This is a genomic window from Streptomyces griseocarneus, from assembly GCF_014655595.1.
GTDB classification, from domain to species: Bacteria; Actinomycetota; Actinomycetes; order Streptomycetales; family Streptomycetaceae; genus Streptomyces; species Streptomyces griseocarneus.
Genome location: NZ_BNBL01000001.1, coordinates 1,038,817 through 1,064,883, shown reverse-complemented (window position 1 = coordinate 1,064,883; position 26,067 = coordinate 1,038,817). Strand labels below are relative to the sequence as shown.

The 26,067-nt window shown below is 74.1% G+C and carries 2 protein-coding genes; both read right to left on the bottom strand.

The annotated features are described in order from the left end of the window. Positions 1–24 precede the first annotated feature (24 nt). Complete coding sequence (locus IE295_RS04410) at positions 25–15,111, bottom strand: type I polyketide synthase (RefSeq protein ID WP_444545287.1); 15,087 nt, start codon at positions 15,109–15,111, stop codon at positions 25–27. A 31-nt stretch (positions 15,112–15,142) separates the two neighbouring features. Further along, positions 15,143–26,032, bottom strand: coding sequence for a type I polyketide synthase (locus tag IE295_RS04405; protein WP_229922937.1), 10,890 nt, complete (start codon positions 26,030–26,032; stop codon positions 15,143–15,145). Positions 26,033–26,067: the final 35 nt, after the last annotated feature.

Here is a 26,067-nt window from a genome sequence, read left to right as displayed (position 1 = left end):
TACTCAGGCCGTTTCGGAAATCGTTCAGAGTTCGCTGTCGCCCAGCGCCAGTTCGATGAGGTTGTCGACGTCCATCGACTCGATGGACCGCGTCGCCTCGTCGGCGTCCCTACCGGCGGCGGGGGCGGCGGCAGGGGTGCCGTCCCCGTCGCCCGCCAGCCGCAGCAGGGCGTCCAGCAGGCCCGCCTCCCGCAGCCGGGCGAGCGGCAGGGAGGCGAGGGCCTGCCGCACCCGCTCGTCGTCGCTCCCGCCGGAGCCGGAGCCGTATCGGTCGCCGCCGGAGCCGCCGGAGCCGTCGGGGCCATCGCCACCGGTCTCCGGGAGCAGCTCGGCACGCAGCTGCTCGGTGAGGGCCAGCGGTGTCGGGTGGTCGAAGACCATGGTCGTCGGGAGCTTCAGGCCCGTTACCGAGCCGAGCCGGTTGCGCAGTTCGACCGCCGTGAGCGAATCGAAGCCGAGCTCGCGGAACGCCCTGTCGGGCTCGACCGCCGCGGCCCCGGCGGCCCCGGTGTAGCCGAGCACGGCCGCCGCCTCGGCCCGCACGATCTCCAGCAGGGCCTCGCGCTGATCATCCCGCGCGAGCCCGGCCAGACGCCGCGTCAGCTCCTGTACGCCGTCGCCCGTCGCCTCGTCGTCACGGCCGGCGCCGGAGGCCAGCGCCGTACGCACCTCGGGCAGGTCGCCGAGCAGCGGGCTCGGCCGGCCGATGGTGAACGACGGCGCGAACCGCGACCAGTCCACGTCCGCCACCACCACGGCCGTGTCATCCCGGTCCATCGCGTTCTGCAACGCGCCGACGGCCAGGTCCGGCGGCAGCGAGGGCAGGCCGCGCCGGCGAAGGTGTTCCTCAGCCCCGCCGTCGGCCGCCATGCCGCCCTCGGCCCACGGGCCCCAGGCCACGGCGGTCGCGGCCAGGCCACGGGCCCGCCGCCGCTGCGCCAGCGCGTCGAGGAACGCGTTGGCCGCCGAGTACGCGGCCTGGCTGCCGCTGCCCCAGACACCGGACACGGACGAGAAGAGGACGAAGGCGTCCAACTGCCGGTCCCCCAGCAGCTCGTCCAGGTGCACCGCGCCCGCCACCTTGGCCGACACGACGGCGGACAGCTCGGCCGGGCCCGTGTCCATGATGGTCGCGAACTGCGGGAGTCCCGCCGCGTGGACGACCCCGGTGAGCCCGGGGCCGGTCTCCTCGAGCGAGCCGAGCAGCGCGGCGAGCGCGCCCCTGTCGGCCACGTCGCACGCCACGACGGCGACCTCGGCCCCCAGGCCTTCGAGCTCCGCGCGGAGTTCCGCCGCGCCGTCGGCGGCCTCGCCGCGCCGGCTGGTGAGCACCAGGCGCTCGGCGCCGTTGCGGGCCAGCCACCGGGCCGCGTGGCCGCCCAGCGAGCCCGTACCGCCGGTGATCAGTACGGTCCCGCGCGGCCGCCACCCGTCGCCCGCGACGGCCCCCGTGCTGCGGGGTGCCCGCGCGAGGCGCCGTACGAGCACTCCCGAGCCCCGCACCGCGAGCTGGTCCTCGGCGCCCGCTCCGGCGAGCACATCGGCCAGGCGGTTCAGGGCGCGCTCGTCCAGCACCCCGGGCAGGTCGATCAACCCGCCCCAGCGCTGGGGCACTTCCAGCGCCGCCGCCCTGCCCATGCCCCAGACGAGGCCCTGCAGCGGATCCTCGACGGGGTTCGAGCGGCCGGTCGAGACGGCACCGCGCGTGACGCACCACAGCGGGGCGGCCACCTCGAGGTCGCCCAGGGCCTGCACGAGCGCCATGGTCACGGCCAGGCTCGCGGGCAGTCCGTCATGGTCCGGATGCGTCCCCTCGGCCAGCGCCAGGAGGGACACCACACCGCTCACGGCCTTACCGCCCGGCACCGCCTCGCGCAGCAGTTCCGCCACAGCCGCGCGGTCGCCGCCGAAGTCGCCGCCGAAGTCCCCGACGACGACGGGCGCGAGGGCGTCGGCACCCCGGTCGCCGAGGACACGGACGACCTCGCGCGCCTCCTCCGTCGCGGCGTCGGGTGCCACGACCAGCCATGTGCCGGAGAGCGCGGTGGCGGAGGCGAGATCGGTCAGCGGCTTCCAGACGGGCTGATAGCGCCAGCCGTCGAGCGCGGACCGCGTCCGGCTCTCGCGCCGCCACGCCGACAGCGCGGCGAACACCGAGTCGGCGGACGCCCCCGCGTCGACGCCGAGGCGCTCGGCCAGCGCCCCGTGCCGCCCGTTCTCGACGGTCTCCCAGAACTCCGCCTCGGCGGCATCGCCGGGCGCACCCGGCCGACCGGCCTCGACGGCCTTGGCGGGGCGTGCGTTCTCCAGCCAGTAGCGCTGCCGCTGGAAGGGATAGGTCGGCAGGTCGACAAGACGAGCACCGGTGCCGGCGAAGACCGTCTTCCAGTCGACGGGGACGCCGAGCACGTGAAGCCGGGCCAGGGCGGTGGTGACGGCCAGGTCCTCGGGGCGGTCGGCACGCAGAGCAGCGACAGCGGAGGCCGTCTCTGCGGTCTGCTGCGCCATCGCGGTGAGCACACCGCCCGGACCGATCTCGAGGTACGTCGTCACACCCTCGTCGGCGAGCGCGCGAACGGCATCGGCGAAACGGACCGTGTGCCGCACATGCCGCACCCAGTACTCCGGATCACACAGCTCGCCCGGCGTGACCGGCTGACCGGTCAGGGCAGAAACGACGGGGACGGTGGGAGCGGAGTACGTGACGCTCTCCGCGACCTTGCGGAACGCCGCCAGCATCGGATCCATCAATGGCGAATGGAAAGCGTGCGACACCGACAACCGCTTCGTCCGCCGGCCTCGACCGGCCAGCAGCCCACCCACCTCAATGACATCCTCTTCAACGCCTGAGAGGACCACAGAGGTCGGACCGTTGACCGCGGCAATTCCGAGCGCGTGCTCACGACCCTCCAGCAGCGGCAGCACCTCGTCCTCCGACGCCTCCACCGCCAGCATCAACCCACCCACCGGCAACGCCTGCATCAAACGACCCCGAGCCGCAACCAACGCCGCCGCATCAGCCAGCGACAACACACCCGCCACATGCGCCGCAGCCAGCTCACCGATCGAATGCCCAGCCAGGAAGTCCGGCCGCACACCCCACGACTCCACCAGCCGGAACAACGCCACCTCGACCGCGAACAACGCCGGCTGAGTAAACCCAGTCCGATTCAGCAGCTCGCCCGCGTCCTCACCGAACACCACATCCCGCAGCGGACGGTCGAGATGCGTGTCCATGTGAGCGCATACCTCGTCGAAGGCATCAGCAAAGACAGGGAAAGCGGCGTACAACTGCTGCCCCATCCCCACCCGCTGACTCCCCTGCCCCGAGAACAGAAACGCCGTCCGGCCCGTCGACGCCCCCGCGACGCCTCGTACGAGGTGGGGTGCCGACTCGCCGCGTGCCAGGGCGGCCAGGCCGGAGAGGAGGGCGGCGCGGTCCTGTCCGACGACCACGGCCCGGTGCTCCATGGCCGTGCGGCTGGCGGCGAGGGAGAGGGCGACGTCCTGCGGGCGCCGGTCGGCCGCGTGGGAGAGGAGGTTGCGCGCCTGCTCGCGCAGGGCCGCCTCGTCCTTCCCGGACACGGTCCACGCGGTGCAGTGCTCGACGTCGCCCGAGTCCGCCTCGGTCGGCGCCGGCTCCTCGGCCGGCGCCTCTTCGATGATGGTGTGGGCGTTGGTGCCGCTGACGCCGAAGGACGACACGGCCGCGCGGCGCGGCCGCTCGTCCGTAGCGGCCCACTCGACCGACTCGGACAGCAGGCGCACGGCGCCGGCCGACCAGTCGACGTGGGGCGTCGGCTCGTCCACGTGCAGGGTCCTGGGCAGGACGCCGTGGTGCAGGGCCAGCACGGTCTTGATCACGCTCGCCACGCCGGAGGCCGCCTGTGTGTGGCCGATGTTCGACTTCATCGATCCCAGCCACAGCGGCTGTTCCTCCGGGCGTTCCTGCCCGTATGTGGCCAGCAGGGCCTGGGCTTCGATCGGGTCGCCCAACGCGGTGCCGGTGCCGTGCGCTTCGACGGTGTCGATGTCGGCGGCGGTCAGTCCGGCGTTGGCGAGGGCCTGGCGGATGACGCGTTGCTGGGCGGGGCCGTTGGGGGCGGTCAGGCCGTTGCTCGCGCCGTCCTGGTTGACCGCGCTGCCGCGTACGACCGCCAGCACCGGGTGACCGTTGCGCCGCGCGTCCGACAGCCGCTCCACCAGCAGCATGCCCACGCCCTCGCCCCAGCCCGTACCGTCGGCGGCCGCCGCGAACGGCTTGCAGCGGCCGTCGGCGGCGAGCCCGCGCTGGCGGCTGAACTCGACGAAGGCATTGGGGCTGGCCATCACGGTCGCACCGCCGACGAGGGCCATCTCGCATTCGCCCTGCCGCAAGGCTTGCGTAGCCAGGTGCAGCGCCACGAGCGACGACGAGCACGCCGTGTCCACGGTCACCGCCGGCCCCTCGAGCCCGAAGGTGTAGGCGATGCGGCCGGACATGACGCTTCCGGAGCTGCCGGTGAGCAGGTGTCCCTCGACGCCCTCGGGCAGTTCGCCGAGCCCGGCGCCGTAGCCCTGGTAGCCCGAGCCGATGAACACGCCCGTCCGGGATCCCTTGACGGCGGCCGGGGCGAGCCGGGCGCGCTCCAGGGCCTCCCAGGCGGTTTCGAGCAGCAGCCGCTGCTGCGGGTCCATGGCCAGCGCCTCGCGCGGCGAGATGCCGAAGAACCTGGGGTCGAAGTGGCCCGCGTCGTGCAGGAAGCCGCCTTCGTCGACGTACGTGGTGCCCGGCCGCTCGGGGTCCGGGTCGTACAGCGTCTCCAGGTCCCAGCCGCGGTCGGCCGGGAACTCGGAGACGGCGTCGACGCCGTCGGCGAGCAGCTGCCACAGCTCCTCCGGCGACCGTACGCCGCCGGGGAAGCGGCAGCTCATGGCCACGATGGCGATGGGCTCGCCGTCGGCGGCACGGGCCGCCGAGGAGCCGGCCGCCGCCACGGCCGGGGCGTCGCCCGTCGCCGCGGCCCGGCCCGGCACCTCGGCGGACAGGAAGGCGGCGAGGTGGGCCGCGCTGGGGTGGTCGAAGACCAGGGTCGTCGGCAGCCGCAGCCCGGTGGCCGCGTTGAGCCGGTTGCGCAGTTCGACGCCGGTGAGGGAGTCGAAGCCCAGGTCCTTGAAGGCCCTTTCCGGGGCGACCGCATCGGGGCCCGCGTGGCCGAGCGCCTTGGCGGCTTCGGTACGGACGAGGTCGAGCAGCACGCGGTCCCGCTCGGCCGGCGCCAGCCCGGCCAGCCGCTCACCGAGGGCGGAGGTGCCGGTCGCGGCGTCGGGGGCGGCGGCCAGGGCCTCCCGTACCTCCGGCAGGTCGCCGAAGAGCGGGCTGGGCCGGGCGACGGTGAAGGCGGGGGCGAACCGCTCCCACAGCACGTCGGCCACGACCACGGCGGTCTCGTCGAGGTCCAGCGCCCGCTGGAGGGCGGCCGTCGCCGTCTCCGGGGACATCGCGGGCAGCCCGCGCCGGCGCAGATGCGACCGCGCCTCCTCGTCCCCGGCCATTCCGCCGTCGGCCCACGGCCCCCAGGCCACGGCCGTGCCCGCCAGCCCCCGGGCGCGCCGACCCTCGGCCAGGCCGTCGAGGAAGGCGTTGGCGGCGGAGTAGGCGGCCTGGTTGCCGCTGCCCCAGACGCCGGCGACGGACGAGAAGAGCACGAAGGCGTCCAGCGGCCGGTCGCCCAGCAGTTCGTCGAGGTGTGCCGCGCCCGCCACCTTCGCCGACACCACGTCGGCGAAGCCGGCGAGGGTCGTGTCGGTGAGGGGGGAGAACTGCGGCATGCCGGCTGCGTGCACCACCGCCGTCAGCGGCTCGTCGTCCTCCTCCAGCGTCCGGAGCAGACCGGCCACGGCCTCCCGGTCGGCCGCGTCGCAGGCGACGAGCGTCACGCGGGCGCCCAGCTCCCGCAGCTCAGCGGCGAGTTCCCGCGCGCCGGGGGCCTCGGGCCCGCGGCGGCCGGTGAGCACGAGGTGGCCGGCCCCGCCGCGGGCGAGGTGACGGGCCACGTGGGCGCCGAGGGCGCCCGTACCGCCGGTGATCAGCACGGTGCCGCGCGGCCGCCACGCCCGCTCGGCGGGCACGGCGCCGAAGGGCGCCCGGGTCAGTCGGCGTACGAACACCCCGGACGGCCGGACGGCGATCTGGTCCTCATCGTCCGCCCCTCCGCCCAGCACGGCCGCGAGACGGCGTGCCGAGCGCTCGTCCAGTACCTCCGGCAGGTCGATCAGGCCGCCCCAGCGCTGCGTGTGTTCCAGCGCGGCCGCCCTGCCCAGGCCCCAGACCATGCCCTGGTACGGGCTCTGCCGGGCGTCCGAACGGCCGACGGACACCGCCCCGGTCGTGGCGCACCACAGCGGCGCGTCCACCCCGGCGTCGCCCAGCGCCTGGACGAGCACGGTGGTGAGGGCGAGGCCCATGGGCAGGGACGCGTACAGCGGGTGCGGGTCCTCGGCCGGACCGAGCAGCGAAAGGACGTGGTCCGGTGCCGCCCACCGGATGCGCTCGGCCAGCTCGGAGCGGTCGGTGTCGTCGGCGCTCACGGTCAGCCGCATGACGTCGGCGCCGTGCGCGGTCAGAACGCGCTCGACCGCGGCGGCAATCGGGGCCCCGTCCTCGTCCGCGGTGGTGACGAGCAGCCAGGTTCCCTGCGGCCCGGCCGCCTCCCGGACGGTGGTCAGCGGCTTCCAGGAGACCCGGTAGCGCATGCTGTCGACAACGGACTGCTTCCGCTGCCGGCGACGCCAGTCCGACAGCGCCGGCAGCAGAGAGCTGAGCGGCGCTTCCTCGTCGACGGCGAGTTCCTCGGTGAGGGCGGCCAGGTCCTGCCGCTCCACGGACTCCCAGAAGCTCCGCTCCGAGGGGTCCTGCGCATCCATGGCAGGGGCGGACCCGCCGGTGGACGGAAGCAGCCAGTAGGGCTGGTGCCGGAAGGCGTACGTGGGAAGGTCGACGCGCCGGGCGCCCCGGCCGGCGAAGACGGCGGGCCAGTCGATCGCCGTGCCGTGGGCGTGCAGCCGGGCCACGGCCGTGGTGACCGCGACATCCTCCGGACGGTCGGCGCGCAGCGCCGGAACGGCCACCACACCCAGCTCATCAACAATGTCCTGGACCAGAGCCGCCAGAACACCCCCCGGACCGACCTCGACAAACGCCGTCACACCCTCGGCAGCCAGCGTCCCGACGGCGTCCGCGAAACGGACCGCCTGACGCACGTGCCGCACCCAGTACTCCGGGTCGCACAGCCCGTCGGCCGACACGATCCCACCGGTGAGGGTGGAGACGATCGGGACGGTGGGGGCGGCGAAGGTCATGCTCTCGGCGATGGCCCGGAAGTCGGCGAGCATGGGGTCCATCAGCGGCGAGTGGAAGGCGTGCGAGACCGACAGCGCCTTCGTCTTACGGCCTTGGGCCGCGAGCCCGGCGGCGATCTCCGTGACAGCGTCCTCCGCGCCCGAAAGAACCACGGACGTCGGCCCGTTGACCGCAGCGATACCGACTTGGTCCTCGTAGCCGGCGAGCAGCGGAAGGACCTCGTCCTCCGACGCCTGCACCGCCACCATCACACCACCGGCCGGCAGCGCCTGCATCAACCGACCCCGAGCCGCCACGAGCGCCGCCGCATCAGCCAGCGACAACACACCCGCCACATGCGCCGCAGCCAGCTCACCGACCGAGTGCCCGGCCAGGAAATCCGGCCGTACGCCCCACGACTCCACCAGCCGGTACAGCGCCACCTCGACCGCGAACAACGCCGGCTGCGCGAACCCGGTCTGATTCAGCAGGTCGGCGTCCTCGCCGAACACCACATCCCGCAGCGGACGGTCGAGATGCACATCCAGCTCGCCACACACCGCATCAAACGCCTCGGCGAAGGCAGAGAAGGAGGCGTGCAACTCCCGCCCCATCCCGACCCGCTGACTTCCCTGGCCCGAGAACAACAGACCGGTCTTGCCGAACGCCGCGTGGTGGCCACCGGCCTCGCCGCGGGCCAGTTCCTCCAGCCCGCGCACCAGCTCCGCACGGTCCGCGCCGACCACGAACCCGCGGTACGGCAACGCACCCCGCGTCGTAGCCAGCGAGAACGCCACATCCCGCACATCGAGACCGGCATCGGCCTGCACGAACGACAGCAGCCGCTCCGCCTGCCCCCGCAACGCGTCGGCGTCCTTCCCCGACACCAGCCACGGCACGGCGACGCCCACAGCGCTCTCACGCCCGCCGTCGGCACGCACCCCCTCCGGCGCCTGCTCGACGATGACGTGCGCGTTCGTACCGCTCACGCCGAACGACGACACGCCCGCCCGCCGCGGACGCCCCTCGGTGTCCACCGCCCACTCGACCGGCTCGGTCAGCAGGCGTACGCCGCCCGTCGACCAGTCCACGTGCGGCGACGGCTCGTCCGCGTGCAGGGTCTTGGGCAGGACGCCGTGCCGCATGGCCTGCACCATCTTGATGATGCCCGCCACGCCGGCGGCCGCCTGCGTGTGCCCGAGGTTGGACTTGACCGTTCCCAGCCACAGCGGGCGGTCTTCCGGCCGCCCGTGCCCGTAGGCCTCGAGCAGCGCCTGGGCCTCGATGGGGTCGCCCAGCGTCGTGCCCGTGCCGTGCGCCTCGACCGCGTCCACGTCGGCGGCCGTCAGCCCCGCCGAGGCGAGCGCCTGCCCGATCACCCGCTGCTGTGCCGGACCGTTGGGCGCTGTTAGGCCGTTCGACGCGCCGTCCTGGTTGACCGCGCTGCCCCGGACGACCGCCAGCACCTGGTGTCCCTTGCGCCGGGCGTCGGACAGCCGCTCCACCAGCAGCATGCCGACTCCCTCCGCGAGGCCGGTGCCGTCGGCGGCGGCCGAGAAGGCGCGGCAACGGCCGTCCTGCGACAGGCCGCGCTGACGGCTGAAGCCGATGAGGGCGCCCGGCGTCGACATGACGGTCACGCCGCCCGCCAGGGCCATCTCGCACTCGCCCTGGCGCAGCGCCTGCACCGCCAGGTGGAGCGCGACCAGCGACGACGAGCACGCCGTGTCCACGGTCACCGCCGGGCCCTCGAGCCCGAAGGTGTAGGACAGCCGGCCCGAGACGACCGATGCCGAGTTGGCGGTGAGCAGGTGTCCCTCCATGCCCTCGGCGGCGCCGACGGCGAGGCCGACGGCGTAGTCCTGGCCGTTGGTGCCGGCGAACACGCCGGTGCGGGAGCCGCGCAGCGTGGCGGGGTCGATGCCCGCCCGTTCGAACGCCTCCCAGGTGACCTCCAGCAGCAGCCGCTGTTGCGGGTCCATCGCCAGGGCCTCGCGCGGGGAGATGCCGAAGAAGTCCGGGTCGAAGTCGCCGGCGTCGTGCAGGAACCCGCCTTCGCGGGTGTAGACGGCGCCGGGTGCGTCGGGGTCGGGGTCGTAGAGGCCGTCGAGGTCCCAGCCGCGGTCGGCGGGGAAGCCGGTGATGGCGTCGCCGCCGCCCGCCACGAGGGTCCAGAGGTCCTCCGGGCTGCGGACGTCTCCGGGGAAGCGGCAGCTCATGCCGACGATGGCGATGGGCTCGTCGTGCCCGGTGGCCCTGCCGGCCGTGGCGGGCGGGGCCTCGGTGACGAGGGTGACCCGCCCGGCGCCGCCCGTGACCTGGTCCGACAGGTGGGCGGCCAGGGCGGCGGGGGTGGGGTGGTCGAAGACGACGGTCGCGGGCAGCCGGGTGCCCACCGCCGTGCCGAGCCGGTTGCGGAGCTCCATGGCGGCCAGGGAGTCGAAGCCCAGTTCGCGGAAGGCGCGTCCGGGGTCGACGGACGCCGGTTCGGCGTGGCCGAGCACGGCCGCGACCTGGGTGCGGACGAGCTTGAGGAGGGCCTCGCGGCGTTCCGCCGGAGGCAGTCCGGCCAGCCGCCGGGCCTCCGCCGGGGTCTCGTCGGCCGCCGGCGCGGCTTCGGCGGCGCGCCGGAGTGGGGTCCTGACGAGTCCGCGCAGCAGGGCGGGCACCGTGCCGCCGGCCGCGTGACGGCGCATGGCGGCCGGGTCGAGGCGTACGGGCGCGAGCACCGCGTCGTCGAGGGTGTGGGCGAGGTCGAGGAGGCGCAGTCCCTCGTCGGCGGTGAGCGGTACGAGTCCGGCGCGGGTCATCCGCCGCAGGTCGCTCGTCCCGAGGCGCGTCTGCTCGCCGCGCTCCGCCCACACGCCCCAGGCGAGCGAGGAGGCCGGCAGCCCGTTCGCCCTTCTGTTCTCGGCGAGGGCGTCGAGGAAGGCGTTGCCCGCCGCGTACGCGGCCTGGCCGGCGCCGCCGAGCGTGCCGGCGAAGGAGGAGAAGAGGACGAACGCGGCGAGGTGGTCCATGTCCCGCGTCAGTTCGTGGAGGTTCAGCGCCGCGTCGACCTTGGGGCGCAGTACCTGGTCGAGTTCGTCGGGTGCGAGGGAGGCGACGAGGCCGCCCGTGACGACGGCGGCGGCGTGGACGACGGCGGTGAGCGGGTGTTCCGCGGGTATGCCCGCGAGGAGTTCCGCCAGGGCGTCGCGGTCGGCGGCGTCGCAGGCGGCGATGGTGACGGTTTCGGCGCCGAGTGCGGTCGTCAGGTGCTCGCGCAGTGCGTCGGCGCCTTCGGTGCCGGCGCCGCGGCGGCTGGTGAGGACGATGTGGCGGATGCCGTGGGCGGTGACGAAGTGTTCGGCGACGAGCCTGCCGAGGGCGCCGGTGCCGCCGGTGATCAGGACGGTGCCGTCCGGGTCGAGCGCGCGGGCGGCCGGGGCCTGCGGGGCGGGTGCCCCGGCGTGCTCGGTGCCGCGCGCGTCGGCGGCTGCGACGGCAGATGCGGTGGCGGGTACGCGGGCGAGCCTCGGTACGGACATCCGTCCGGCCCGCAGCGCGAACTGGGGCTCTCCGGTGGCCAGCGCGGCGGGCAGCAGGGCGTGGGAGTCCGCGTGGTCGTCGAGGTCCGCCAGGACCAGCCGGCCGGCGTGCTCGGACTGTGCCGAGCGGACCAGGCCCCACACCGGGGCGTGGGCGAGGCCGGCCAGGGCGTCGCCGTCGTCCGCGGCGACCGCGCCCCGGGTGAGCAGCACCAGCCGGGAGGCCGCGCAGCGTTCGTCGGCGAGCCAGGAGCGGACGAGGCCGAGGGTCTCGCGGGCGAGTGCCCGTACGGCCTCGGGGTCGCTGCCGTCGGCGCTCGGCACGGCGGCGACCACCACGTCCGGTACGGGTTCGTCCGCCGGCACGGGAAGGGCGGGCAGGAGGCCGGGCCGCAGGGCGCGCAGCGCCTCCGGGACGTCGTCGCCGAGAACCGCCCACCGGGTGTCCGGGGCCCCGGACGTCACGGCCAGGGGCGTCGTCACCGCCATGGGCGTCCAGTCCACCCGGTACAGCGCGTCGTGGTGGTCCGTGCGCGAGGAGCGGAGCTGTTCCTCCCCCACGGTGCGGAAGCTGAGCGTGCCCACGGAGGCCACGGCCCGGCCCGTCGCGTCGGCTACGGTCACGGACACCGCGCCGGGGCCGGCCGGGCTGATGCGTACGCGCAGTTCCGAGGCGCCGGTGGCGTGCAGGCGCACGTCCTCCCAGGAGAAGGCGAGCCGTCCGCCGTCGGTGTCGCCCAGCGGGCCGAACCCGACGGCGTGCAGCGCCGCGTCGAGCAGGGCGGGGTGGAGGCCGAAGCGGGCGGCGTCCGCCCGCGCGTCCGGGGCGGCGGCCGGCAGGGCGACCTCGGCGTACACCTCGTCGCCGTGCCGCCAGGCGGCGCGCAGTCCCTGGAAGGCGGGCCCGTAGCCGAACGACCGCTCGGCGAGCAGGTCGTAGAAGCCGTCGAGGTCGACGGCCGTGGTGTCCGCGCCGGCCGGAGGCCAGGCGGTGAGGTCCTCGGCCGTTTCCGCCTGCCCGGTGCCGCCGCCGGCCAGCGCGCCGGTGCCGTGGCAGGTCCAGCCGTCGTCGTCGGCGGCCGCGTCGTCGGGCCGCGAGTAGATGCCGAAGGACCTGCGGCCGGAGTCGTCGGCCTGGCCGACCGAGACCTGGACGACCACTCCGGCGCCGTGTTCGGGCAGCAGCAGGGGCGCCTGGAGGGTGAGTTCCTCCAGGCGGTCGCAGCCGGCGTGGTCGCCGGCGCGGAGGGCGAGCTCGACGAAGGCCGTGCCGGGGAGCAGGACGCTGCCCATGACGACGTGGTCGGCGAGCCAGGGGTGGGTGTGGGTGGACAGCCGTCCGGTGAGCAGCAGGCCGTCGGAGCCGGCGAGGGTGACGACGGCGCCCAGCAGCGGGTGGTCGGCCGGCCCCAGGCCGAGGCCGGTGGCGTCGCCGGCGGAGTGGGGGGCGTCGAGCCAGTAGCGCTGGTGCTGGAAGGCGTAGGTGGGCAGGGGGACGGTACGGGCGCCCGTACCGCCGAGGACCGCGTGCCAGTCGAGGTCGACGCCGTGGGTGTGGGCCTCGGCGGCCGAGCGCAGGAAGCGGCCGGGGCCTCCTTCGTCGCGGCGCAGCGTGCCCAGGGCGACGGCCGTGGCGCCCATGTCGTCGAGGGTCTCCTGCATGCCCAGGGTGAGCACGGGGTGGGCGCTGACCTCGAGGAGCGCGCTGTGCCCGTCGGCGACCAGGGCCCGGGTGGCCTGCTCGAAGTGCACGGTCTGCCGCAGGCTGCGGTACCAGTACTCGGCGTCGAGTCCCGCGGTGTCCAGCGGCTGTCCGGTGACGGTGGAGTAGAACGGCACGTCGGACGAGCGCGGCGCGACGTCGGCGAGGGCGTCGAGGACGCGCTCGCGGACCGACTCGACCTGGGCCGAGTGGGAGGCGTAGTCGACGGCGATGATGCGGGCCCTGATGTCGTCGGCGGCGAGCGCGTCGCGCAGTTCGGCGAGGGCGTCGGGGTCGCCGGACAGGACGATGGAGGTGGGGCTGTTGACGGCCGCCACGGACAGCCGGTCGCCCCACGGCTCCATGCGCGGGGAGAGCCGGTCCAGCGGCAGGCCGACGGACATCATGCCGCCGCGGCCGGAGAGCGCGGTCAGGGCCTGGCTGCGCAGCGCCACGACCTTCGCCGCGTCCTCCAGGGACAGCGCGCCGACCACGCACGCGGCGGCGATCTCGCCCTGGCTGTGCCCGGCCACGGCGGCCGGCCGCACTCCGTGGGAGCGCCACAGCTCGGCCAGGGAGACCATCACGGCGAACAGCACGGGCTGGACGACGTCGACCCGGTCGAGCCCGGGCGCGCCGGGGGCCGCGCGCAGGACGTCCTCGAGCGACCAGTCGACGTGCGGTGCCAGTGCGTCGGCGCACTGCCGCATGCGCTCGCGGAACACGGGCGAGGCGTCGAGGAGTCCGAGCGCCATGCCGGGCCACTGGGAGCCCTGGCCGGGGAAGACGAAGGCGACCTGGCGGGCGTGTTCGGCGGTGCCGCGCACGACGGTGGCGGGGTCGGGCTCGCCCGCGGCGAGCGCGGCCAGCGAGGCCTCGAGCCCGGCCCGGTCGGCGGCCAGGAGGACGGCGCGGTGGGCGAAGGCGGTGCGGGTGGTGGCGAGCGAGCGGGCGACGTCGGCGGCGTCGAGGCCGGGGTGGGCGGCGAGGTACGAACTCAGGCGCGCCGCCTGCGCGGTGAGGGCGGCCTCGCCCTTGCCGGACAGGGCCCAGGGGATGAGGGGCAGGGGCGTTGCGGCGGTCTCCTCGGCGGGGGCCGCCTCTGGGGCCTCGGAGGCATCCGGCTCCTCCGGCTCTTCCGCCCGCGCGGTCTCCTCCGCCTGTTCGATGAGCACGTGGGCGTTGGTGCCGCTGACGCCGAAGGCGGACACGCCGGCGCGCCGCGGCCGGCCGGTGTCGGGCCAGGCGGTCTCCCGCGTCAGCAGGGACACCGCCCCCGCCGACCAGTCGACGTGCGGCGTCGGCTCGTCGACGTGGAGGGTGCGGGGCAGCACGCCGTTGCGCAGGGCCTGGACCATCTTGATGACGCCTGCGACGCCGGCGGCGGCCTGGGTGTGACCGATGTTCGACTTGACCGAGCCCAGCCGGAGCGGCCGGTCGGCGGGGCGCTCCTGCCCGTAGGCGGCCAGCAGGGCGTCGGCCTCGATGGGGTCGCCGAGCGCGGTGCCGGTGCCGTGCGCCTCGACCGCGTCGATGTCGGACGGCGACAGCCTGGCGTTGGCCAGGGCCTGGTGGATGACGCGCTGCTGGGAGGGGCCGTTGGGGGCGGTCAGGCCGTTGCTCGCGCCGTCCTGGTTGACCGCGCTGCCGCGTACGACGGCGAGGACGGGGTGGCCGTTGCGCCGCGCGTCGGAGAGCCGCTCGACGAGCAGGACGCCGACGCCCTCGGACCAGCCGGTGCCGTCCGCCGAGGAGGAGAAGGCCCGGCAGCGGCCGTCGGGGGACAGTCCGCGCTGGCGGCTGAACTCCACGAACGTCGTCGGCCCGGCCATCACGGTCACGCCGCCGGCCAGCGCCAGTTCGCACTCGTCCTGCCGCAGCGCCTGCACGGCCAGGTGCAGCGCGACGAGGGAGGAGGAGCAGGCGGTGTCGATCGTCACCGCCGGGCCCTCCAGGCCCAGGGTGTAGGCGATGCGGCCCGAGACGACGCTTCCGGAGTTCCCGGTGCTGACGTATCCCTCGATGCCCTCGGGTATGCCGGGGAGACGGGAGACGTAGTCGTGGTACATGACGCCCGCGAACACGCCGGTGCGGCTGCCGCGCAGCGAGGCCGGGTCGATCTCGGCACGCTCGACGGCCTCCCACGAGGCCTCGAGCAGGAGGCGCTGCTGGGGGTCCATGGCCAGGGCCTCGCGGGGGCCGATGCCGAAGAACGCCGCGTCGAAGTCGCCCGCGTCGTGGAGGAAGCCGCCCCCGCGCGCGTACGTCGTCCCCGGGGTCTCGGGGTCGGGGTCGTAGAGCGCCTCGAGGTCCCAGCCGCGGTCGGCGGGGAAGGCGGAGATCGCGTCGCGGCCCTCCGCGACGAGGCTCCACAGCTCCTCGGGAGAGGTGACGCCGCCGGGGAAGCGGCAGCTCATGCCCACGATGGCGATGGGCTCGTGGTTCTTGCTCTCCACCTCGCGCAGGCGCTGACGCGCATGGCGCAGATCGACAGTGGCGCGCTTGAGGTAGTCCCGGAGCTTGTTCGCGTCAGTCGTCATCTGAATTCTGTTCCTCAATGCCAAGGGAATTCGTGCTGTCGATCGGTGGTCAGTCGGTGGTGCCGAGCTCGTTGTCGAGGAGCTCGAAGAGCTCCTCGTCGGTGGCGGACTCGACCGAGGCCGCGTCCGCTTCCGCGCCGGTCGCCGTCCCGGCGGAACCGGAGCCGGCGCCGGAGCCGGTGTGGCTGCCCGGGTCGCCGTGGTCGCGGCTCGCGTCGTTCCACTTCGCGAGCAGCACCTCGAGGCGCAGGGCGACGGTGGCGCGCAGCCCCTTGTCGACCTTCTCGCTGCCCTTGCCACCCTTCTCGCCCTTGTCACCCTTGTCGCGCTGCGAGTTGGTGAGCGCGGCTTCGAGCCGGTCGATCTCGGCGAGGAGGGAGGGGGCGGCGGCTTGCCCGTCGCCGGCCGGCAGTTCGGCGTCGAGGTGCTCGGCGAGGGCGGTGGGCGTCGGGTAGTCGAACAACAGGCCCGCGGGGAGGCGCAGTCCGGTGGCGGCACCGAGGCGGTTGCGCAGCTCGACCGCCGTCAGCGAGTCGAAGCCGAGGTCGCGGAACGCCTGCCCGGCACCGACCGCCTCGGACGAGGCGTGCCCCAGTACGGCGGCGACCTCGCCCCGGACCGTCGCCAGCAGGATCCTGCGGCGCTTCTCCCCGGACGCGCCCGCCAGCTGCCGCTCGAGCGAGGAGGCGGTGTCCGGGGCCCCGGCGGCCGCCTTGCGGGCGGGGACCGGCACCAGACCGAGCAGGAGAGCGGGCAGGGGCGTCGTCGCCGCCCGGGCGCGCAGCGCGGCGAGGTTCAGCCGGACCGGTACGTACACGCCGCCGTCCGCCGCGGCCGCCGCGTCGAAGAGTGCGAGCCCCTCGTCGGCGGGCAGCGGGGCGACGCCGCCGCGCGCCATGCGCGCGAGCGCCTCGGTGTCGGCCTCGCCCAGCATCCCTCCGGCATCGGTCGCCCAGGGCCCCCAGGCGAGCGAGCTGCCCGCCAGGCCGGCGGCCCCGCGCCGCTGCGCCAGGGCGTCCAGGTAGGCGTTGGCGGCCGCGTAGTTGGCCTGACCGGCGTTGCCGAAGGTACCGGCGAGGGAGGAGAAGAGGACGAAGAGGGAGAGCTGTGCGTGACGGGTGAGCTCGTCCAGATGACGGGCGGCATCCGCCTTGGGCCGGAAGACCCGGTCCAGCCGCTCGGGAGTCAGCGCGTCGACGAGCCCGTCGTCCAGGACGCCGGCCGCGTGCACCACACCCGTCAGCGGGTGCTCGGCCGGTACGGCCTCCAGCAGGGCGGCGAGCGCGTCCCGGTCGGCGGCGTCGCACGCCACCGTCGTCACCCGCGCCCCCAGCGCCGCGAGTTCGGCCTCGAAGGCGCCCGCTCCCTCGGCGTCCGGACCCCGCCTGCTGGTCAGCAGCAGGTGCCGGGCACCGTGGACGGACACCAGGTGCCGCGCGACGAGCCGGCCCAGGGCGCCGGTCGCGCCGGTCACCAGAACGGTGCCCTCCGGGTCGAGGGACAAGGACGCGGGAGACTCGTCTGCGGCCGCCCGGGCGAGCCGGGGGACGAACATCCGGTCGCCACGGAGCGCCGCCTGCGGCTCGCCGGCGGCCAGCGCCACCGGCAGGCCGGTGGCCAGGTCGGCGTCCTCACCCAGGTCGACCAGGACGAAGCGGTCCGGGTGCTCGGACTGCGCCGAGCGGACCAGACCCCACACGGCGGCCATCTCGGGATCCACCGTCGCCGCGTCGGCGGGGCCGGTCGCGACGGCGTTGCGGGTCACCACCACGAGGCGGGCGTCCTCGCCCCCGGGGGCGGCAGCGGACTCCGCCTCCGCCAGCCGTTCCTGGACCAGCGCCAGCGCGCGGGCCGCGGGCCGCGCGCCCGGAGCGGGCAGCGGCCGCGGCTCGAGGCCCCGGGCACGCAGAGCCTCGACGAGCGCGGTGTCGGCGAAGTCGCCGTCGGCCGACGTGCTGTCGCCGGCACCGAGGTACGCCCATTGGGCCACGACAGATTCGGAGGGGACGACCGGAAGAGTCGGCACGGGGGTCCAGGCGACGCGGTAGAGCGACTCCTGCCGGTCGCCGCGCGCGGCGGCGAGCTGCTCGGCCGAGACCGGGCGCAGGACGAGCGAGCCGACCGACGCCACGGGCCGCCCGGTGACGTCCGCGACGTGCAGCGACACCGCGTCCTCCCCGGCCGCCGCCAGCCTGACGCGCACGGCGGTGGCCCCGGTGGCGTACACCTGAACGCCGCTCCACGAGAACGGCACCCGCGCCTGGCCCGTGTCCGGCAGCAGCCCGCCGAGCGCCACGACGTGCAGCGCCGCGTCGAGCAGTGCCGGGTGGACGCCGAAACCGGAGACGTCAGCGGGACCGGTGAGGGAAGGGGCTCCGGTGACGGAAGGGGTGCCGGTGGCGGCCTCGGGCAGGGCCAGCTCCGCGAAGAGCACGTCGCCCTGGCGCCAGGCCGCCCGTACGCCCCGGAAGACGGGCCCGTAGTCCAGGCCGAGCCCGGACATGCGCTCGTACAGCTCCTCGACGGCCCCGCCCGGCAACGGAGTCGCGCCGGCCGGCGGCCACTGCGCGAGATCGAACGATTCGCCGGAGGCGGACGACGACATGGACGGCATGGACGGAGTGGCGGAGACCGTGCCCACGGCGTGCGCGGTCCACGGCTCGTCAGCGGCCACGCCCTCCCGGCGGGAGTACACCGTCACCGTACGACGTCCCTCGGCGTCGGCGCCGGCGACGAGCACCTGGAGCTGGACCCCGGCGTCCTCCGGGAGTACGAGCGGTGCCCGCAGCGTCAGCTCGTCCAGGTGGTCGCAACCGACCTGTCCGCCGGCGTGCAGCGCGAGGTCCACCAGGGCTGTGCCGGGCAGCAGAACGTTGCCCAGGACCACATGCTCCGCGAGCCAGGGATGAGTGGTCGGCGACAGGCGCCCGGTGAGCACCACGCCCTCGCCGTCGGCCAGGCTGACCGCAGCGCCGAGAAGCGCGTGACCGGCCGCCGCAAGGCCCGCCGACGCCATGTCGCCGGTGACGGGGCGTGCGTTCTCCAGCCAGTAGCGCTGCCGCTGGAAGGGGTAAGTCGGCAGGTCGACAAGGCGAGCACCCGTGCCGGCGAAGACTGAGTTCCAGTCGACGGGCATGCCGAGGACGTGAAGCCGGGCCAGAGCCGTCGTGACGGCCAGATCCTCGGGGCGGTCGGCACGCAGAGCAGCGACAGCGGAGGCTGTCTCTGCGGTCTGCTGTGCCATCGCGGTGAGCACACCACCCGGGCCGATCTCCACGAAGACCGACGCACCTTCGTCAGCCAACGCGCGAACGGCGTCGGCGAAACGGACCGTGTGCCGCACATGCCGCACCCAGTACTCCGAATCGCGCAGCTCATCCGGCGTGACCAGCCGACCGGTCAGAGCAGAAACGACAGGGACGGTGGGAGCGGAGTACGTGACGCTCTCCGCGACCTTACGGAACGCCGCCAGCATCGGATCCATCAATGGCGAATGGAACGCATGCGAAACAGACAGTCGCTTCGTCCGCCGACCCAGACCGGCCAGCAGCCCACCCACCTCGATCACATCATCCTCGGCGCCCGAGAGGACGATGGACGACGGGCCATTGACCGCGGCGATCCCCACCCGGTCCTCGTGTCCGACGAGCAGCGGCAGCACCTCGTCCTCCGACGCCTCCACCGCCAGCATCAACCCACCCACCGGCAACGCCTGCATCAGCCGACCCCGAGCCGCAACCAACGCCGCCGCATCGGCAAGGGACAACACACCCGCCACATGCGCCGCAGCCAGCTCACCGATCGAATGCCCAGCCAGGAAGTCCGGCCGCACACCCCACGACTCCACCAGCCGGAACAACGCCACCTCGACCGCGAACAACGCCGGCTGAGTAAACCCAGTCCGATTCAGCAGCTCGCCCGCGTCCTCACCGAACACCACATCCCGCAACGGACGGTCGAGATGCGTATCGAGCTCGCCACAAACCGCGTCGAACGCCTCGGCGAACACCGGGAACGCGGCGTACAACTCCCGCCCCATCCCCACCCGCTGACTCCCCTGCCCCGAGAACAGGAACGCGGTCTTCCCGCCCTCTGCGGGTCCGTCGTGCACGACGGTCGCCGTGGACGGTTCGCCGTTCGCCAGAGCGCTCAGGCCTGCCAGCAGCTCGGCGCGGTCGGTCGCCACGACCGCCGACCGGTGATCCAGGGCGGCACGGGCGGTGGCCAGCGAGTACGCCACGTCCTCGACGGCGAGTTCCTCGTGGGACCGTACGTGGGCGAGGAGGCGTGCGGCCTGGTCGCGCAGGGCTTCGGGGCTCTTCGCGGACAGCAGCCAGGCGGCCGCGCCCGAAGGGGCGGCGGTTCGGGGGTGTTCGGTGTTCTCCGGCTCTTCCGGTGCCTGCTCGATGATGACGTGCGCGTTGGTGCCGCTGAAGCCGAAGGAGGAGACGCCCGCTCGCCGCGGGTGCCCGTTCTCCCCCCACTCGACGGGTTCCGTGAGCAGGCGTACGGTGCCCGTCGACCAGTCGATGTGCGGCGAGGGCTCGTCGGCGTGCAGCGTCCGGGGCAGGACGCCGTGCCGTATCGCCTCGACCATCTTGATGATGCCGCCGACGCCGGCCGCCGCCTGCGTGTGCCCCAGGTTGGACTTCAGCGAGCCCAGCCACAACGGCCGGTCCTCCGGCCGCTGCCGCCCGTAGGTGGCCAGCAGCGCCGAGGCCTCGATCGGGTCGCCCAGCGTCGTGCCGGTGCCGTGCGCCTCGACGGCGTCGACGTCGGCGGGGGTCAGCCCGGCGTTCGCGAGGGCCTGCTGGATGACCCGCTCTTGGGACGGCCCGTTGGGAGCGGTGAGGCCATTGCTCGCGCCGTCCTGGTTGACCGCGCTGCCGCGTACGACCGCCAGCACCGGATGCCCGTTGCGCCGTGCATCCGACAGCCGCTCCACCAGCAGCATTCCCGCACCCTCGGACCAGCCTGTGCCGTCGGCCGCGGCGGAGAACGCCTTGCAGCGGCCGTCGGCCGCCAGCCCGCGCTGGCGGCTGAACTCCACGAAGGCGCCCGGCCCCGCCATCACGGTCACGCCACCGGCCAACGCCAGCTCGCACTCCCCCTGCCGCAGCGCCTGCGCCGCCAGGTGGAGCGCGACCAGCGACGACGAGCACGCCGTGTCCACCGTCACCGCAGGCCCCTCGAGCCCGAAGGTGTAGGACAGCCGGCCCGAGATGACGCTGCCGGAGTTGCCCGTACCGAGAAAGCCTTCGACACCCTCGGGAACGACCTGCAGGGCGGAGGCGTACTCGTGGTACATCACCCCGGCGAAGACGCCGGTCCGCGAGCCGCGCAGCGTCGCGGGGTCGATTCCGGCACGTTCGAAGGCCTCCCACGAGGTCTCGAGGAGCAGCCGCTGCTGCGGGTCCATCGCCAGGGCCTCGCGCGGCGAGATGCCGAAGAAGGCCGCGTCGAAGTCACCGGCGTCGTAGAGGAAGCCGCCCTTGTGGGTGTGGCTGGTGCCCGCCTTGCCGGAAGCACCGGCAGCACCGCCGGTCCCGTCCGCCCCTTGAGCAAGCAGATCGAGATCCCAGCCGCGGTCGGCGGGGAAGTCGGAGATGGCGTCGGTTCCGGAGGTGAGCAGCTGCCACAGTTCCTCGGGCGTCCGTACGCCGCCCGGGTAGCGGCAGCTCATCGCGACGATGGCGATGGGCTCGTCGCTGACGCGTGCCACGGCGGCACGCGGGGCCCGGGCGTCGCTGTCGCGCCGCGAGCCGGTGAGTTCGTCGCGCAGGTGGCGGGCGAGGGCGTCGGGGGTGGGGTAGTCGAAGACCAGGCCGGCCGGCAGGCGTACGCCGGTGGCGGAGCCGAGGCGGTTGCGCAGCTCGACGGCGGTCAGGGAGTCGAAGCCCAGCTCGCGGAAGGGCTGCGCGGCCTTGACGGATTCGGGGCGTCCGTGTCCGAGGACGGCGGCCGCGTGCGTACGGACCAGGCCTACGAGCATCTCGTGGCGGCGGTCCTCCGGGAGCCCGTCCAGCTGCCGCACCAGCTCCGCGACCGCGCCGCCGCCCGCCGTCGCCGCCGCTTCGGCGCGGCGTACGGGGGCGGGGACCAGGCCCGACAGCAGGGGCGGGAGGTCGCCGGAGCGCCCTTGGTCGCGCAGGGCCCGCATGTCCCACTGCACGGGGACGAGAACGGCGTCGCCGGAGGCGTGGAGGGCACTGTCGAGGAGGGCCAGGCCGGTCGCGGAGTCCAGGGCCCGCATGCCGGAGCGGGTGATGCGGTGCTGGTCGGCCGTGCCGAGAGCGCTGCTCAGCGCGCTGGTCTCGGCCCACAGACCCCACGCCAACGACACCGCCGCCAGACCCGCCGCGCGTCGCTGCTCGGCCAGAGCGTCAAGGAAAGCATTGGCAGCCGCGTAATTGCCCTGACCCGCACTGCCGAAGACACCGGCAGCGGAGGAGAAGAGCACGAACGCCGACAGGTCCATCTCCCGTGTCAGCTCGTGCAGGTTGAGGGCAGCAACAGCCTTCGGGGCGAAGACCCGGTCCAACCGCTCGGCATCCAACGCCGGAATGATCCCGTCATCGGTCACACCCGCCGCATGCACCACACCCGTCAACGGACGCTCAGCCGGAATCCCGGCCAGCACACCCGCCAGCACCTCCCGGTCAGCGACATCACAGGCCGTGACCGTGACCTGTGCCCCGTGGCCCGACAGCTCGTCGACGAGCTCGGCCATGCCGTCGGCAGCAAGGCCCCGGCGGCTGAGGAGAAGCAGGTGCCGGATGCGGTGGGTGGTGACCAGGTGCCGGGCCACCAACCGACCCAGCACACCCGAAGCACCCGTCACCAACACCGTGCCGTCAACGTCAAAAACAGGCACATCAGCCGGCGCAGGAACATCGGCACGCACGAGACGAGGCACGAACACCTCACCACCACGCACAATCACCTGAGGCTCCCCCACGCTCAGCGCAGCGGAAAGTGAAGCCTCCTCGTCATCGACATCCACCAGCACGAACCGGCCCGGATTCTCCGACTGCGCCGACCGCACCAAACCCCACACAGCCGCCCGCCACGGATCCACGTCACCATCCATGGCCACGGCACCACGCGTCACCACAACAAGACGCGCACCCTCCGACTGCTCACCCGCCAACCACTCCTGCACCAAACCCAACACCGCATACACATCAGCGCCAGGCCCAACCACCACATCAGCATCAGACGAAGCCGCAACACCCACCCCACCCGACACCGCACGCCGCACCCACTCCACCCGGTACAACGACTCCTGCCGACCGCCCCGTACGTCCGCCAGCTGCTCGGCGCTCACCGGGCGCAGCGCCAGCGACTCGACGGTGAGGACCCGTCCGCCGGCGCCGTCCGTGACGAGCAGCGATACGGAGTCCGTACCGGCCGGTGCCAGGCGCACCCGCAGGGCGTTCGCGCCGGTGGCGTGCAGTTCGACGCCGCTCCAGGCGAACGGGATACGGGCCTGGCCGGTGTCCTCGACGAAGTCCCCGAGGCCGACGGCGTGCAGCGCGGCGTCCAGCAGGGCGGGGTGGACGCCGAAGCCCGCGGCGGCGACGCCTTCGGGCAGTGCGATCTCGGCGCAGACCTCGTCGCCGAGTCGCCACGCGGCCCGTACGCCCCTGAACACAGGCCCGTATTCCAGGCCCAGGCCCGCCATCCGCTCGTACAGCCCGTCGGTGTCGACGGGGACGGCTCCCTGCGGCGGCCACTGCGCCGCCGGCTCGAACGGCGTGGTCCGGCTCGCGGTGACCATACCCGTGGCGTGGCACGTCCAGGGGTCGTCCGCCGCGGCCTCGTCGGGTCGCGAGTACAGGCGTACCGCGCGCCGGCCGGCGTCGTCGCCGTCCACGACGACCTGGAGCCGGACGCCGCCGTGGTCGGGCAGGACGAGCGGCGTGGACAGGGTGAGTTCTTCGAGGTGGTGGCAGCCCACCTGGTCGCCTGCCCTGATCGCCAGCTCGACGAGGGCGGTGCCGGGGACGAGGGTGGTGCCCATGACGGTGTGGTCCGCGAGCCAGGGGTGGGTGGCCGTGGAGAGCCGGCCGGTCAGGAGCAGGCCGTCGTCGTCGGCGAGGGTGACGACCGCGCCGAGCAGCGGGTGGTCCGCCGTGCCGAGGCCGGCGTGGCCGAGGTCACCAGTGGCGGGCCGCGTCTCGAGCCAGTAGCGGTGCCGCTGGAAGGCGTAGGTGGGCAGGTCGACACGGCGGGCGCCCCGGTCGGCGAAGACGGCGGGCCAGTCGAGGGCGACGCCGTGGACGTGCAGCCGGGCCACGGCCGTGGTCACCGCGACATCCTCCGACCGATCCGCGCGCAGCGCCGGAACGGCCACCACACCCGCATCGTCGACGATGTCCTGAACCAGCGCCGCCAGCACACCCCCCGGACCGACCTCGACGAACGCCGTCACACCCTCGGCAGCCAGCGTTCCGACGGCGTCCGCGAAGCGGACCGCCTGGCGCACGTGCCGTACCCAGTACTCCGGGTCGCGCAGCTCCTCCGCCGACACCGACCGACCGGTCAGCGTCGAGACGATCGGGACCGACGGCGCGGCGAACGTCATACGCTCGACCACCGCCCGGAAGTCCGCCAGCATCGGCTCCATCAGCGGCGAGTGGAAGGCGTGCGAGACCGACAGCGCCTTCGTCTTCCGGCCCCGATCCGCAAGCTGCGCCACAACCCCCGCGACAGCGTCCTCCGCGCCCGAAAGAACCACAGAGGTCGGCCCGTTGACCGCCGCGACACCCACCCGGTCCTCGAAGCCGGCGAGCAGCGGCAGCACCTCGTCCTCCGACGCCTGCACCGCCACCATCACACCGCCCGTCGGCAGGGCCTGCATCAACCGACCCCGAGCCGCCACGAGCGCCGCCGCGTCCGCCAGGGACAGCACACCCGCCACATGCGCCGCAGCCAGCTCACCGACCGAGTGCCCGGCCAGGAAGTCCGGCCGCACACCCCACGACTCCACCAGCCGGAACAACGCCACCTCGACCGCGAACAACGCCGGCTGCGCGAACTCCGTACGGTCCAGCAGATCGTCGGCGTCCTCGCCCAGGATGACGTCCCGCAACGACCACTCGAGGTGGACGCCGAATTCGGCGGACACCGCGTCGAAGGCCTTGGCGAAGGCGGGGAAGGAGGCGTAGAGCTCACGGCCCATTCCCGCGCGCTGGCTGCCCTGTCCCGAGAAGAGCATCGCCACCGTCTGCCGAGGAGCCACCGGGCCCTCGATCACCCCGGCCGTCTCCCCGTCGCCCCGGGTCAGTGCCTCGAGGCCGCGCAGGAGTTCCGCCCGGTCCGCGGCCACGACCGCGGCGCGGTGGTCGAGCGCCGCGCGTGACGTGGCCGATGAGAGGCCGAGGTCGGCCACGGAGTGCTGGGGGTGGTCGGTGACGTGGGTGAGCAGGCGGGCGGCCTGGTCGCGCAGCGCGGTCGCGTCGGTGGCCGACAGTACGACGGGCGTCGGCAGGTGCCCGGCCGCGGCGGGTTCCTCGTCGGCCGGTTCGGGCTCGGGGGCCTCTTCGATGATCGTGTGGGCGTTGGTGCCGCTGAAGCCGAAGGAGGAGATGCCGGCCCGGCGCGGACGGCCGTCGGCGTCCGCCGGCCACTCGACCGGCTCGGTCAGCAGCCGCACCTCGCCCGCCGACCAGTCCACATGCGGCGACGGCTCGTCCACGTGCAGCGTCTTCGGCAGCACACCGTGCCGCATCGCCTGCACCATCTTGATGATCCCGCCAACGCCGGCCGCCGCCTGCGTGTGACCCACGTTCGACTTCAGCGAGCCCAGCCACAGCGGACGGTCGGCGGTGCGCCCACGACCGTACGTGGCCAGCAGCGCCTGCGCCTCGATCGGATCGCCCAGCGTCGTGCCCGTACCGTGCGCCTCGACCACGTCCACGTCGGTGGCCGTCAGCCCGGCCGACTCCAGCGCCTGCCGGATGACGCGCTGCTGCGACGGACCGTTCGGGGCCGTCAGGCCGTTCGACGCGCCGTCCTGGTTGATGGCGCTGCCCCGGACCACGGCCAGCACCTGGTGCCCATGACGCCGGGCGTCCGACAGTCGTTCCACGAGCAGTACGCCCACGCCCTCGGCCCAGCCCGTGCCATCGGCCGCGGCGGCGAAGGGCTTGCAGCGGCCGTCGGCCGCCAGGCCGCGCTGGCGGCTGAAGTCCACGAACGCCGTGGGGTTGGACATGGCCGTGACGCCGCCGGCCAAGGCAAGGTCGCACTCGCCCTGCCGCAGCGCCTGCACCGCCAGGTGCAGCGCCACCAAAGACGACGAGCACGCCGTATCCACCGTCACGGCCGGGCCCTCCAGCCCGAACGTGTACGCCACCCGGCCGGAGACGACGCTGGCCGCGCTGCCCGTACCGATGTAGCCCTCGACGTCCTCGACGGCCTGCTGCAGCACGGACGAGTGGTCGTGGTACATGACGCCGGCGAACACGCCGGTGCGGCTGCCCCTGAGGGAGGTGGGGTCCATGCCCGCCCGCTCGAACGCCTCCCAGCAGCTCTCCAGCAGAAGCCGCTGCTGCGGGTCCATGGTCAGGGCCTCGCGCGGTGATATCTCGAAGAGCCCGGCGTCGAACAGGCTTATGTCGTCGAGGAATCCGCCTTCGCGGACGTGGCTGGTGCCGCGGGTCTCCGGGTCGGGGTCGTAGAGCGCCTCCAGGTCCCAGCCGCGGTCGGCGGGGAACTCCGTGATGGCGTCCCCGCCGTTCTCGAGCAGGCGCCACAGGTCCTCGGGGGACCTGACGCCGCCGGGGTACCGGCAGCTCATGGCCACGATGGCGATCGGCTCCTGCCGTGCCGCGTCGAGCTCCTGCAGTCGCTCGCGGGCCTCGTGCAGGTCCGCCGTGACGCGCCGGAGGAAGTAGCGCAGCTTGTCTTCGTTGTTCACCTGAGGGTCGTTCACCTGAGGTCACCTCTTGCGGAAGGCCCGTGGAGCGG